The 12,375-nt window shown below is 69.7% G+C and carries 13 protein-coding genes; 7 read left to right on the top strand and 6 right to left on the bottom strand.

What is annotated here, in order from left to right:
* The first annotated feature begins 97 nt into the window (after positions 1-97).
* Complete coding sequence (locus DJ74_RS12730) at positions 98-571, top strand: redoxin domain-containing protein (protein WP_094522519.1); 474 nt, start codon at positions 98-100, stop codon at positions 569-571.
* Between the two features lie 45 nt (positions 572-616).
* On the opposite strand, the gene DJ74_RS12735 is transcribed toward DJ74_RS12730, so the two are convergent.
* Positions 617-979 (bottom strand): DUF5518 domain-containing protein, encoded by a 363-nt coding sequence (locus DJ74_RS12735; protein WP_094522521.1) that lies wholly within the window; start codon positions 977-979, stop codon positions 617-619.
* Positions 980-1,067: 88 nt separating this feature from the next.
* Here DJ74_RS12735 and DJ74_RS12740 point away from each other — a divergent pair, with 88 nt between their 5' ends.
* The 3 genes from DJ74_RS12740 to DJ74_RS12750 all read left to right on the top strand — a co-directional run bounded on the left by DJ74_RS12740 (position 1,068) and on the right by DJ74_RS12750 (position 2,809).
* Complete coding sequence (locus DJ74_RS12740; RefSeq protein WP_094527482.1) at positions 1,068-2,132, top strand: hypothetical protein; 1,065 nt, start codon at positions 1,068-1,070, stop codon at positions 2,130-2,132.
* A 93-nt stretch (positions 2,133-2,225) separates the two neighbouring features.
* The gene (locus DJ74_RS12745; RefSeq protein ID WP_094522525.1) at positions 2,226-2,525 is read left to right on the top strand and encodes a hypothetical protein; all 300 of its coding nucleotides are present in this window, start codon (positions 2,226-2,228) and stop codon (positions 2,523-2,525) included.
* A gap of 104 nt (positions 2,526-2,629) precedes the next feature.
* Entirely contained in the window at positions 2,630-2,809 is a 180-nt protein-coding gene (locus tag DJ74_RS12750) for a hypothetical protein (protein ID WP_094522527.1), read from the top strand.
* Between the two features lie 45 nt (positions 2,810-2,854).
* Here the strand turns inward: DJ74_RS12750 and DJ74_RS12755 are convergent, their stop codons facing one another.
* Entirely contained in the window at positions 2,855-3,922 is a 1,068-nt protein-coding gene (locus DJ74_RS12755) for a type II glyceraldehyde-3-phosphate dehydrogenase (RefSeq protein WP_094527483.1), read from the bottom strand.
* Positions 3,923-4,098: 176 nt separating this feature from the next.
* Here DJ74_RS12755 and DJ74_RS12760 point away from each other — a divergent pair, with 176 nt between their 5' ends.
* Positions 4,099-5,049, top strand: a complete 951-nt coding sequence (locus tag DJ74_RS12760) for an aminopeptidase (protein WP_094527484.1) — start codon at positions 4,099-4,101, stop codon at positions 5,047-5,049.
* A gap of 382 nt (positions 5,050-5,431) precedes the next feature.
* Here DJ74_RS12760 and DJ74_RS12765 read toward each other — a convergent pair whose 3' ends face one another.
* Positions 5,432-6,355 carry a hypothetical protein gene (locus DJ74_RS12765; protein WP_094527485.1) on the bottom strand — a complete coding sequence of 308 codons (924 nt, stop codon included), beginning with the start codon at positions 6,353-6,355 and terminating at the stop codon, positions 5,432-5,434.
* Between the two features lie 185 nt (positions 6,356-6,540).
* On the opposite strand from DJ74_RS12765, the gene DJ74_RS12770 reads away from it, so the two are divergent.
* Entirely contained in the window at positions 6,541-7,524 is a 984-nt protein-coding gene (locus tag DJ74_RS12770) for a nucleoside recognition protein (RefSeq protein WP_094527486.1), read from the top strand.
* Between the two features lie 196 nt (positions 7,525-7,720).
* Here DJ74_RS12770 and DJ74_RS12775 read toward each other — a convergent pair whose 3' ends face one another.
* The 3 genes from DJ74_RS12775 to DJ74_RS12785 form a co-directional block, all read right to left on the bottom strand.
* Complete coding sequence (locus DJ74_RS12775) at positions 7,721-8,875, bottom strand: hypothetical protein (RefSeq protein WP_094522537.1); 1,155 nt, start codon at positions 8,873-8,875, stop codon at positions 7,721-7,723.
* A gap of 211 nt (positions 8,876-9,086) precedes the next feature.
* Positions 9,087-11,240 carry a catalase/peroxidase HPI gene (katG, locus tag DJ74_RS12780; RefSeq protein WP_094527487.1) on the bottom strand — a complete coding sequence of 718 codons (2,154 nt, stop codon included), beginning with the start codon at positions 11,238-11,240 and terminating at the stop codon, positions 9,087-9,089.
* Between the two features lie 321 nt (positions 11,241-11,561).
* Positions 11,562-11,948: a cupin domain-containing protein gene (locus tag DJ74_RS12785; RefSeq protein WP_094527488.1), complete on the bottom strand. Its 387-nt coding sequence runs from the start codon at positions 11,946-11,948 to the stop codon at positions 11,562-11,564.
* A 184-nt stretch (positions 11,949-12,132) separates the two neighbouring features.
* Between DJ74_RS12785 and DJ74_RS12790 the strand changes: the two genes are divergently transcribed.
* Complete coding sequence (locus DJ74_RS12790; protein ID WP_094522543.1) at positions 12,133-12,366, top strand: DUF2249 domain-containing protein; 234 nt, start codon at positions 12,133-12,135, stop codon at positions 12,364-12,366.
* Positions 12,367-12,375: the final 9 nt, after the last annotated feature.

Consider the following 12,375-nt stretch of genomic DNA (forward strand, 5'->3'; position numbering starts at 1 on the left):
ATGCCCGTTCCGGACTCGCGTGACGCGGCGCGAGCGGTACCGGATCCGAACGGGGGTGCGGCAAGCCTTTTGACCGAATCGCACGTATTGCGTGCCGATGGTTTCTACTGGTGACACCGCACCCGACATCTCAGCGAAGATCGGTACGAGCGACCACGAACCGTTCGAGCTTCACGACCACCTCGGCGACGGCGCGGTCGTGCTCGCGTTCTTCCCCGGGGCGTTCACGCCGCCCTGTACGAACGAGATGGTCGCGTTTCAGGAGCACGCCGACGCCTTCGACGAGGCCGGCGCGACGATCTTCGGGATCAGCGCGGACTCCCCGTTCTCGCAGGGCGCGTTCCGCGAGGAACACGGCATCGAGTTCGACCTCGTGAGCGACATGGGCGGCGACGCGATCCGGGCGTACGACCTGGAGATGGACATCGCCGAACTGGGGCTCCACGGCATCGCCAATCGCGCCGTCTTCGTGCTCGACGAGGCGGGCGAGGTCGTCTACGACTGGGTCGCCGAGGACCCGACGAACGAGCCCGACTACGAGGCCGTGCTCGACGCGGCGCAGTCCGCCTGAACGCCGGCGACCGCGTCGCCGTTCGCTCCGCTTCTATTTATCCGGTCAGTCGCCGAGCACGCCGCCGATCGCCCCCGCAAGCGCCGAGTCGATCGCGAACAGGAACGTCAGGAACAGGCCGACGACGAGGACCCCCGCGCCACCGAGGAGGCTCCCGACCGGCCCGCCGGCGAGCCCCACGAGCCCGCCGAACGCGGCCAGCAGGAGGGTGACGACGACCCCGCTCACGGAGCCGGCCAGCAGGCCGTGCCACGTCCCGGAGAGGAGCCCCCCGCCGGCGACGTAGCCGGCGACGAACCCGCCGATCAGTCCGGCACCGACGTGGCCGACTACTGGGGCGAACGTCGCGAGCAGCCCGGCGATCAGCATCACGACGAACCCGTAGCCGACGGCGTGCCAGTCTGTCATGCCCTCGGGTAGCCGTCCGCGGAATAAGTATTCGCCGGGACGGCCCGGGCGTCGGGATTTAACACATCAAGCGCGCTATACACACGGCGTGCCCTCCGATTCGCCCTCCTCGGCCGAGGAGACGGTCTCGGCAGCCGCCGGCTCCGCCGCCGAGAGTGACACCGCCGGCTCCGTCGCCGAGAGTGACACCCCCGACTCCGCCGCCGAGAGCGACGCGACCGACTCCGCCCCCGAGAGCGACGCGACCGACTCCGCCGCCGAATCGCATCGCGCCGTCGAATGGGGCCCGGTCCGCTTCGAGCGCCTGCGTTCGCTGGCGCTCGGCGCGACCGTGACCGCGGGCGGGCTCGTCCTCGCCGCGCTGCTGTTCGTCGGCGTCGGCGTCGCCGCCTCCCTGCTCGGCGGGGAGGGACCGCCGTCGTCGACGTGGGCGATGGCCGTCGTCCTCTTCGTCGGCGGCCCGATGTCGCTGCTCTACTGGGTCGTCGCGTACGACCGGACCTCGCCGGAGCGGCGCCGAGAGCTCCTCTCGCAGTTCGGCGACTACTCGTTCGACCCCGCTCGCTTCCGCGCCGGTTGGACGGTCGCCGGGGCCGGAGCCGTGCTCGCGGTGGCGGTGGCGGCTATCGGCCCCGGTCCGTTCTCGGCCTCGCCGTCGCTGTTCTCGGGGTTCGCCCCGATGCTCGTTTCGCTCTTCGTGTTCCTTCCGATGATCGCGGGCTCGCGCGGGACGGATCTGCGGCTCGACCCGACCGCCGGGACGATCGAGCGGACGGACAGGAGCCACGACCGAACGCGCTCGGACGACCTCGGCGCCGTGGTCCGGACGCGGCGGATCGACCTCCCGTGGGCGACCGTCTTCCTGCTCGCCTACCGCGGGAACGCGTGGTACCGGTCGACCCCGTGGCTGTTCGTCCCGACCGAGCTCGCGGACGACATCGAGCGGGGCATCGAGGAGGCGCTCGCACGGAGCGACGGTCCCGATCGGGCCAGCGTCCCGGAACGCGTCATCCTCGCGATCCTGGGCTCCGCCTCGCTCGTCGTGGGCGTCACGATGGCCGTCGCGGCGGGCGAGGGCGCCGCCGGCGCGCTGTTGACGCTCCTGACGGCGCCGTTCAGTCTCCTCTTCCTCGCGCTCGCGGCACGGCTGTAACCCCCAACGGCGGCCTCGGGCATGCCCTCGTCGACACCGGACGTGTCACCCCCTACCACGCGACTCATATACCCGGCTCTCCTAGTCCCGTGTATGGACAGAACGCGTCTAGAGAGCGCGCTGGAGGAAGCGTTCGGCGGCACCGAGGCCGAGCGGCGGGCGGTCGCCCGGGCGGCCTGCGACCTCGCCGACTCCGGTCGACCCTCCGAAGACCGCGGGCACGCGCTCACCGTCGACGGCGTGGTCGATCACCTCGACGACGCGCCCGACGGCTCCTCGGTCGTCGAGCGCTGGAACTGGTGGCTCGGCGCGCTCGACGCCGCCTACGGCGGGTACGACTACTTCACCGTCCGGTTCGTCGAGGGGGACGAAGAGGCGGGGCTCCGTCGGTAGGTCCGCGCCGCCGGGATCGGCGGCGTTCGCCGCCGATGAGTTCACTTTCACTTTCACTCCGGGCATGGCTCGCTTATACGGGCGATCCCCCCGAACGCTGAGGTATGAGCGCGAGTACACACGATCGACCCCGATACGCGACGCCGACGCGCGTGGACGTCACCGACTGTCGAACGGACCGGATCGCCGACCGCGTCCGTACGAACCGCGTGCGCGGGAGCGAGGTGGCACTGGAGCGCCGCGGCGGGAGAACGTTTCTCGTGACGCGGCCGTCGTCGGAGTGAGAGTCGCCGTCGGAGTGAGAGTTGCCGTCGCCGGCGCGGAGCGAGTCAGTCGTCGGCCGTGAGCGGGCTTCGCCCGGTACCGCCGTCGGAGAGCAGGCTTTCGAGGCCGATCCCGAGCGATTCGTCCGTCCGGGCGATCGACTCCGCGCGGGGCGTGTCCGTCGCCAGCGCCCGGATCGCGTCGACGTTCTCCGGCACGACGTCGGCCTCCTGGTGGACGTTCTGGAACAGGTAGAGGTCTCGGCCCTCGACGCTTATCGACTCCTCCCAGACGCAGTTCTCCCAGAGGTCGCCGCGCGGTCGCCCGACGTCGGCGGCGTAGTCCTTCAGCGCGCCGGCGCCGTCGATCCCGGCGCGCTCGGGGATCAGGAACAGGCGGCCCTCGCCGCCGAGGAGGGCCGCGACCGCGGCGGCGGTCGGCTCCGCCTCGAGGGTCACGTTGACGCTGTGTGTGTGCATCGCCGTGACCGGCGCTTTCAGCGCGGCCGTGTCGACGTCCACGCCCGGGAGGATCGTGTTCACGTCGGGACCGTGGTGGGAGGGGACGGTCTTCGGATCGGGCACGACGTCGTTGATCGGCCCGCGGTCGGTCTCGCTCGGGTCGCCGCCGCGGCGGACGAGCGTCACGCGCGCCTTCTCGACGCCGTACGTCTCGTCGAGCGGCGCGAGGAGTCGGGAGAGCCCGGTGGTGTTACAGGAGACGACGCGGAGCGAGTCGGCGTCCCAGACGCCCTCGTGGCTCCCGCGGGCGTTGAACGAGGCGTCGGCGATCGCGGCGTCCTCGCCGCCCTGGTAGACCGCTGGCACGTCGTGGGCCTCGTACGTCGGTCGGTTGCGCTCGCCGATCCCGGAGGGACAGCAGTCGACGACGACGTCGACGGCGTCGAGCAGGTCGGCGAGCGTCCCGGTCACGCCGACGCCCGCGTCCTCGAACTCGCCGACCCGGTCTTCGATCGCCGCGTAGAGGTCGTAGCCGCGTCGGATCGCGGCCTCGGCGCCGTAGTTCGGGGTCGTCTTCGTCACGCCGACGAGGTCCATGTCGGGCTGGGCCGCGACCGCGTCCGCGACCCGCTTGCCGATCGTGCCGTAGCCGTTGACGCCCACGCGTATCATGGCGTTCACTCCATTCCGTAATGGCATAATCTTTTCGAGTATTCTGGCAAGAAATTAACTACGGCGTGAGTAACGGGTCGGTAAATTCGGACGACCCGACAATGTAACTGAGTTTCGTAAGAGAGTAAATAAAGCGGACCCGAAGGCCTAACGCCCGTGAGAACCGATCATCGCGTATGTCACCGACCCTCTCCGAGGCGGCGGAGACCGCCGTGAACCAGTGTCTGAACGTCGCGCAAGACGAGTCGGTCGTCGTCGTCACCGACGACGAACGCGAACCGATCGGCGCGGCCCTGTACGCGGCCGCGACCGCCGTCACCGACGACGCGACGGTCCTCCGGTACCCGCCGGCCGAGCAGCACGGGACCGAGCCGCCCGCGCCCGTGGCGGCCGCGATGGCCGAGAGCGACGTCTTCCTCGCGCCGACGACGAAGAGCCTCAGCCACACCCGCGCTCGGGGGGCCGCCTGCGACGCCGGCGCCCGCGGCGCGACGCTTCCGGGCATCACCGAAGACGTGTTCGCGACCGGGCTCGACGCCGACTACGCCGCCATCGAGGCCGCGTGCGACGACGTCCTCGCGCAGGTCGCCGGCGCCGACGAAGTGCGCGTGACCTCGCCCGAGGGCACCGATATCACGTTCGGGATCGGCGAGCGCGAGTGGCTCTCCGACACCGGGATGGTCCGCGACCCGGGCGACTTCTCGAACCTGCCGGCCGGCGAGGTGTTCGTCGCGCCCGAGACCGCGACCGGGACGTTCGTCGTCGACGGGACGATGATGCCCCACGGCCTGCTCGACGAGGACCAAACGCTCGCCTTCGAGGTCGACGACGGTCTCGTCACGAGCATCGACGACGACGCGATCCGCGCCGACGTCGAGGCGGCCGCGGAGTCGGTCGGCGACGCCGCGTACAACCTCGCCGAGCTCGGGATCGGAACCAACGTCGGCGTCGACGAACTGGTCGGCTCCGTCCTGCTCGACGAGAAGGCGGGCGGCACGGTCCACATCGCGATCGGCGACGACGCGGGGATCGGCGGGGAGACGGACGCCCCGATCCACCTCGACGGGATCCTCCGGAACCCCACCGTTTACGCCGACGGCGAGGAGATCCAGCTGCCGACCGCGTAGGGGGAGCCGGGTCAGAGACGGTCGCTCATTTATAAACGAACGTTGCGGTCGGCGCGTGCCTCCGAGCGCCCAGCGGGCGCGAGGAGCACGCGCGAGGGACGCGGCGACCGAAGGGAGCCGCGAGGCTGGGGAGGTGTGAGGCCGCGGTGCCGTGCGGGGCGGGACTCAAAGGGGCAGCCGTGAGGCGGTCACACGCTCGCTGCGCGCTTCAGCCGCTCGTTTCACTCGCTCCTTCCAGTGCTTACATCGCCTGTGACCGCCTCACGGCTGGGGCTTTGCAGGCAGACACCATCGATCCGCCACCAGCAGTTATTTATAAACGAACGGTCGGATCTTTTTAGATACTCACCGCGGCAGCAACCGTTTATAATCGATCGACACGCTATTCGACGACCGCGAGCGCGACGCCCGCGACGTCCCGCACGCCGACCACCTGGTGTCGCCAGCCGTCCCCAGCGTCGACGCAGAGCGTGCCGGCCGCGGTGACGGCCACGGAGATCCCGGGCCCGTAGCCGAGCGCGACGGCCTCCTCGTCCACGGGGAGGTCGGCGAGTCGCCACGTCTCGGCGTCCCACGCGACGGCCCCGGCCCCCGACGCGTCGCCGGCGTGGACCAGAAGCTCGCCGTCGACGACCGCCAGCGCGTGGCCGTCGCCGTCGGCCGCGACCGCCTCGGCGGTCCCTTCCAGCGCCGTCATCCAGCCGTTACCGAGCCAGTAGAGCCCCGACCCGGTCGCTGCGAGAGGCGTCCCCGCGCCGGCGACGTCGCGGGCGTCGTCGAGGCCGACCGCGGTGAGGGCGAGGTCTTCACCCGCGCCCTCGCTCCCGGTGACCCGGTGCACCCCGTCCGCGGCCGCGACGAGGGGGCCGTCGACCGCGCGCGGCTCCGACACGGACCCGAGCCGGGTGACCCCCGCGGTCGGGCCGGCGTCCCCGCCACCGACCGCGACCCGATCGATCCCGCCGTCCTCTAGGGCGACGAGGAACGCGCCGTCGTGGGCGCCGACCGCGACCGTCGGGGCCGCGTCGCCCGCGCTCCGGCCGAACTCGGGGTCGTCGTCGACGCGGGCGACTCGCAGGCCGTCCGCCGTCGCGATCCCGACGAGGTCCGGGTCGCCGTCGCGGGGGAGCACGGCGACGTCGCGGGCCGGATCGCGGGCGACCATGTCGAACGCGCCGACCTTGTCCGCCGACAGCGCCACCCGGACGACCCCGTTCCCGGTGGCGACGTACGCGTCGGTGCGGTCCGCCGTCCCGGCGTACACGCGCTTCTCCTCGATCGAGATGTCGTCCTCCGCGGGTGCCATCGGCGAGGGGTTCGCGCGCTGGTCTCATAAGCCCCGCGAGCGCTCGGCGGTCCGGGACGGCCGTCGAATCGGGATCGCTCGGCGGTCAGAGGGGGCCGCCGGCCCGGATCGCTGGCCGTTCCGAAACCGCTCGCCCGTCCGCCCGTTTCGACGCTCATTAGGTTGGCGGTCGCGTACCGCCGGTCGTGCAATCGGTCGCCGCCGAGGTCGTCGCCCTGCTCGCCGAGGTCGCCCCGCGGCTCGCGCGGATCGCGGCGTTCATCGCGATCGGCGTCTTCGCCGCCAACGTCGCCGTCGCGTTCGGGCTGATCCGGTACGTCGCCGGGCTGGCCGGGTGGCTCACCCGGCCCGCGAACCTCCCCGACGAGGTCGGCACCGCGATCCTCACGACCGCGGCGTCGACGACCGCGGGCTACGCTACGCTCGCCGAGTACCGCGAGTCGGGTCTGCTCGACGACCGAGCGACGCTCGTCGCCGTCACCATCAACACGTTCTTCGGCTTCGTCCAGCACGTGTTCACGTTTTACATCCCGGTGTTGATCCCAATCCTGGGCGCGGAGACGGGAGTCGTCTACGTCTCCGCCCGTGCCGGAATCGCCCTCGCGATCACGGTCACGGGCGTGCTCGCCGGCGGCGCCCTGCTCTCGGAGCGCAACGTGGACCGCGCCGCGCTCGCCGACGTCGACGCGAGCGGGCCCGACGACGACGAGCGCACGAGCCGCGAACGCGTCCGGGAGGCCGGCGAGAAGTCGTGGTCGACCCTCCGCCGGATCGTCCCGCGCCTCGCGGTCGTGTACACGCTCGTGATCGCGCTCGTCACCAACTACGACGTCGAGGCCCTGACGAGCGTCGCCGAGCCGATCACCGGGGTCCTCGGCCTGCCCGGCGCCGCGGTCCCCGTGATCGCCGTCTACACGCTCGACACGACGGCCGGGGCCGTGACCCTCGCCGGGACCGAGGCCGGCGTGTTCACCACTCGAACCGCCGTCGCGAGCCTGCTCATCGGCGGTATCCTCTCGTTCGCCGTCTCCACCTTCCGGCGCTCGATCCCCTTCCAGTACGGGATCTGGGGCGCCGAGTTCGGCACGAAGGTGATCGCCGTCAACACCGCCCTGAAGCTCGTCTTCATCTCGGCGACGGTCGCGGTACTGCTCGCGCCGGTGTGGTGAGGCGAGCCGAACGCTTCCGGGCCCGCGCGCGTTCTCGCGGCCGGAGCCTCAGAGGCGCTCTCCCGCGCTATCAGGTCACCCGAAACGGCCATTGACACGCGCCCGGGTGTTGACGACCGAGACTCACGCCGGTTCATGCGGCGTTGCGGTAGCGACGCGAGCAAGCGGGCGTATCGCCTCCCGTGACACACCCCGGTCACGCGATCATCTGGCCGAACTGGAGGATCAGCGGAATCACCGACGAGACCAGGAGCGACGCCACGCCCGGTAGGTCGTACGCCCACGTTCGGATCTCCGTCGCGTTCCGCCGACGGGCCTCGAGGACGTCCAACCGTGTCGAGACCTCCTCGGACGAGTGTTCCGAATCGCCCGTACTGGAGAGGTCTTCGTACATGCGCTCGTACTTCGCGTCGATCTCGCCCAAGAGCGTCCGCTTCTCCGACTGAAGGGCGGTGTGGATCGAAAGCTGCGGGACCGCGAACAGGACGACGCCGAACAGGAACACGAGGAGGAACGTCGATAGAAACAGCGGATCCGTCCAAGGATCGTACTCGGTGGCGATCAAGATCACCATCCCGAAGGTCAGAGAGGCGAACCACCCCAACGAGATGACGACGTCGAACCGCGCGAGCGGCGTGAGTTCGACCGCGGCCGTTCGAACGTCTCGTATTCGCAGACGCATTACGTCGCTGACCAAGCGGACGTGGATTACCGCGACGTGAACGGCTATCAGGAGTCCCACCAGACTCACGATGCCGAACGCGTAGTTGATGACGCTCAGCGAGTAGGCGTACACGTCGAAGGGAAGACGCACCGTCGGAGCGGCGACGGAAACCAGGGGATCCGCGCTCCGTACGTAGATCACGTACGGGGCCCCGACCAACACCAAATCGTAGATCACGCCCGACAGCAGGACGACGGGAAACCACAGCAGGACTCGCCCGAGGTCGTACATCTCGGCGATCCGAGATCGAACGACGGCTCGATACTCGTTCTCAGGTACGTCGAAGACGGGTCTGAGTGTCACCCACAGTTCCGGGTATCGCTTGGCCCACCACCCGAACGTAAGTCCCCCGACGAACAGCCCGACGGTCCAAACGTAGACCGACCCGGTCCGCAGGAACCGGAGTCCGAACCCGCCTCGGAATGCGATGACCGCGCTCGCCGCAAACGGAACCCCCCCAACGAGCAGTGCGACGGTGAACAGGCCGCGACGGTCGAGCGACCGGAACGCGGCGATCAGCCGCGACGCCAACGGAGATCGAACGTCACTCAGCGCTACTTCGGCGTCTGGCTCGGAATTCTCGCCGGCGGACGAATCTCCCCCCGGCTCCCCGTCGCGGGGCGCCATTCTACAGTGATCGACGGTAATTGATAAAGTTCTTCGGACGATCGGGGCACCGCCGCGGCCGCTCCCGGTCCGTCGGTCCCGGGGCGGTTCTCGACGCCGGCGGGGGACTCACCGTAGAGTGCGAAACCGCCGACTGACGGAATCGGGTCGCTCACTGGACGACCGATCGCGCGGATGAAAACGGCATTCGCGACGAGCGCGGCGTCGCGACCTATTCGAGATCGAAGCGGTCGAGCCGCATGACCTTCGTCCACGCGTCGACGAAGTCGCGCACGAGCTTCTCCTCGGCGTCCTCGCTCCCGTAGACGTCCGCGATGGCGCGGAGCCGGGAGTTCGAGCCGAAGATCAGGTCGAGGCGGGTGGCCTCCCACTCGACCTCACCGGTCTGGCGGTCGATCCCCTCGTACACGTCGGCGTCCTCCGCGCCCGCTTCGACGGGCCGCCACTCGGTCTCCATGTCGAGCAGGTTCACGAAGAAGTCGTTCGTTAACGTGCCGGGACTGTCGGTGAAGACGCCGCGGTCGGTGTTCTCGTAGGTGGCGCCGAGCGCGCGCATGCCGCCGACGAGCGCCGTCATCTCGGTGGCGGTCAGGTCCAGGAGGTCGGCCTTGTCGACGAGCAGTTCCTCGGGCGGGTGGTCGACGCCGTCGCCGAGGTAGTTCCGGAACCCGTCGACGCGCGGCTCGAGCGCCTCGAACGAGTCGACGTCGGTCCGCTCCTGCGAGGCGTCGGTCCGCCCGGGCTCGAACGGGACCGTCACGTCGTGGCCGGCGTCCGCGGCCGCCTCCTCAACCGCGGCGGCGCCGCCGAGGACGATCAGGTCGGCGAGCGAGACGCGCACGTCGTCGTCGCGCGAGGCGTTGAACTCCGTCTGAATCTCTTCGAGCGTCGCCAGCACCGCGTCGAGCCGCTCCGGCTCGTTCACGTCCCAGCCGCGCTGGGGGTCGAGCCGGACGCGCGCGCCGTTCGCGCCGCCGCGCTTGTCGCTGTCGCGGTACGTGGACGCCGAGGCCCACGCGGTCTTGACGAGCTGTCGCGTCGTCAGGTCGGTGTCGAGGATCGCCCCTTTGAGATCACTCGCCTCCGCGTCCCCGATCAGGTCGTGGTCGACCTCGGGGAGCGGGTCCTGCCAGATCATCTCCTCGTCCGGGACCTCCGGACCGAGGAACCGCTCCGGTGGGCCCATGTCGCGGTGGGTCAGCTTGTACCAGGCCTTCGCGAAGTTCATGCCGAACTCCATCGGGTTCTCCTGGAACTCCTCGATGATCTCGCGGTAGTCGGGGTCGCGCTTCAGCGCGACGTCCGTCGTGAGCATCATCGGCGTGACCGCCTCGTCGGGGTCGTGCGCGTCCGGAGCGCTCTCGACGTCGTCCGCGTCGACCGGGAGCCACTGCCAGGCGCCGCCGGGGCCCTTCTCGGCGGCCCACTCGTGTTCCAGCAGGTTGTCGAGGTACCCCATGTCCCACTCTGTCGGCGAGCCGGTCCAGGGGCCCTCGATCCCGCTCGTGATCGTGTCGCCGCCCTTCCCGCTGCCGTAGTCGTTCTCCCAGCCGAGGCCCTGCGCCTCGATGGGGGCGGCCTCCGGCTCGGGGCCGAGGTGCTCGTCGGGGTCGTCGGCGCCGTGGACCTTCCCGAACGTGTGACCGCCGGCGATGAGCGCCGCCGTCTCCTTGTCGTTCATCGCCATGCGGTCGAACGTCTGGCGGATGTTCTTCGCCGACAGCTCGGGGTCGGGGTTGCCGTCCGGCCCCTCCGGGTTCACGTAGATGAGCCCCATCACGGACGCGCCGAGCCCCGGGTCGAGCTCACCGGGCTCGTCGAAGCGCTCCTGCGTGTCCATCTCGCTCTCCGGGCCCCAGTAGACGGAGTCGTCGGGCTCGAAGGCGTCCTCGCGGCCGCCGGCGAAGCCGAACGTCTTGAACCCCATCGACTCGATGGCGACGTTCCCGGCGAGGATCATCAGGTCGGCCCACGAGAGGTTGCGGCCGTACTTCTGTTTGATCGGGAGGAGCAGCCGACGCGCCTTGTCGAGGTTCGCGTTGTCCGGCCAGCTGTTGAGCGGGGCGAACCGCTGCCGACCGCCCGCCGCGCCGCCGCGGCCGTCGGCCGTCCGATACGTCCCGGCGCTGTGCCACGCCATCCGGATGAACAGCGGTCCGTAGTGGCCGTAGTCGGCCGGCCACCAGTCCTGCGAGCTCGTCATCAGCTCCTCGAGGTCCGCCTTCACCGCGTCGAGGTCGAGCGACCGGAACGCCTCCGCGTAGTCGAAGTCGTCGTCGTACGGCCCGACGTCGCGGGCGTTCTTGTCGAGTATCTCTAGGTTCAACTGGCTCGGCCACCACTCGCGGTCTGTCTTCTGAATCATTCAGTGTCGTCCGGGGCTTCCGTCACCTCGAATAAAAAGGTGTCCTCTTCAGAGGGAAAAACCCGGTAAAAACAACCCGTATTTTAAAAGTATGAAGAATAGTTTTTATATCACAAAAATACAGTGATTTTGTTACATATGCCATCTATCGTGCGCGTCGACGTGGACGTCGAGTGGCCGGTCGTCCCGGATCGGTACCCCACCAACGCCTGCGTGACCCCCCGCCCCGTCTCCACGAAGTTTAGCGCCTAGACCGTCGGTGAGCGGGCGAACCGAACGATCGGGCGGACGCGACCGGCCCCGCTCTCCCACCGAGGGGTCTTACTCCGACTCCGTTCGCGGGTCGAACACGCCGCGTCGGATCCCCTCTCGGACCGGGTCGTGCTCCGCGTCGGTCGGCGGCGGCGCGGTGACGAGAACCGCTTCGAGGCGCTCGTCGTCGTCCGCCTTCACGCCGCGCTCGGTCTCCGCCTCGACGACGACGACGTCGCCGGAGGCGACAGGGTGCTCGGTGTCGCCCTCTCGGACCGTTCCCGTCCCGGACTGGACCGTAATCGTCACGTCGCTCTCGGGGGCGTGAACGGGGATGAACTGCCCCGGTTCGAAGTAGCCGCAGACGACCTTCGAGCGGTCGCTTCGGAACGCGCCGCTCGTCGAGAACCGCTCCTCGTCGTAGGTTCGCTCCGCGTCGAGGCTCGTCGCGGGCACGTCACTCACCTCCGCGGAACGAGCCGCATCGGCCGTGCGAGCGGCGGGGGCTGTTCGCGTCCTGTTCGATCGGTTGCGTCGATGAACCCGTCACGTTCGGATCCACGGGTCTCGGCGGGGTGTGGCTGTGCCCGAACGTGTTCGTCTCAACACGGATGCGGAGGCGTCGCGAACGCTCGGACGCATGCCACGACTAGACGTTCGCGACATTCCGCCGGTGAACAGACACGACCGGATCCACGAGGAGTTCGACGGGATGGAACCCGGCGAGACGCTCACCATCGTCAACGACCACGAACCGAAGCCCCTGTACTACGAGATGGCCGCCGAGGTGCCCGCGTTCGACGAGGAGCGCTACGAGGTCCGGCAGGAGGCGGCGGACGAGTTCGTCGCCGAGTTCCCGAAGGTCGAGGCGTAGGGGCGGGGT

The sequence above is a fragment of the Halorubrum sp. Ea8 genome (assembly GCF_002252925.1).
Classification (GTDB): domain Archaea; phylum Halobacteriota; class Halobacteria; order Halobacteriales; family Haloferacaceae; genus Halorubrum.

Coding starts and splice junctions, on each gene's coding strand:
- DJ74_RS12730 (WP_094522519.1), top strand. CDS start 98: ATGGTTTCTACTGGTGACACCGCACCCGACATCTCAGCGAAGATCGGT.
- DJ74_RS12750 (WP_094522527.1), top strand. CDS start 2,630: ATGAGCGCGAGTACACACGATCGACCCCGATACGCGACGCCGACGCGC.
- DJ74_RS12745 (WP_094522525.1), top strand. CDS start 2,226: ATGGACAGAACGCGTCTAGAGAGCGCGCTGGAGGAAGCGTTCGGCGGC.
- DJ74_RS12760 (WP_094527484.1), top strand. CDS start 4,099: ATGTCACCGACCCTCTCCGAGGCGGCGGAGACCGCCGTGAACCAGTGT.
- katG (WP_094527487.1), bottom strand. CDS start 11,240: ATGATTCAGAAGACAGACCGCGAGTGGTGGCCGAGCCAGTTGAACCTA.
- DJ74_RS12765 (WP_094527485.1), bottom strand. CDS start 6,355: ATGGCACCCGCGGAGGACGACATCTCGATCGAGGAGAAGCGCGTGTAC.
- DJ74_RS12735 (WP_094522521.1), bottom strand. CDS start 979: ATGACAGACTGGCACGCCGTCGGCTACGGGTTCGTCGTGATGCTGATC.
- DJ74_RS12775 (WP_094522537.1), bottom strand. CDS start 8,875: ATGGCGCCCCGCGACGGGGAGCCGGGGGGAGATTCGTCCGCCGGCGAG.
- DJ74_RS12790 (WP_094522543.1), top strand. CDS start 12,133: ATGCCACGACTAGACGTTCGCGACATTCCGCCGGTGAACAGACACGAC.
- DJ74_RS12755 (WP_094527483.1), bottom strand. CDS start 3,922: ATGATACGCGTGGGCGTCAACGGCTACGGCACGATCGGCAAGCGGGTC.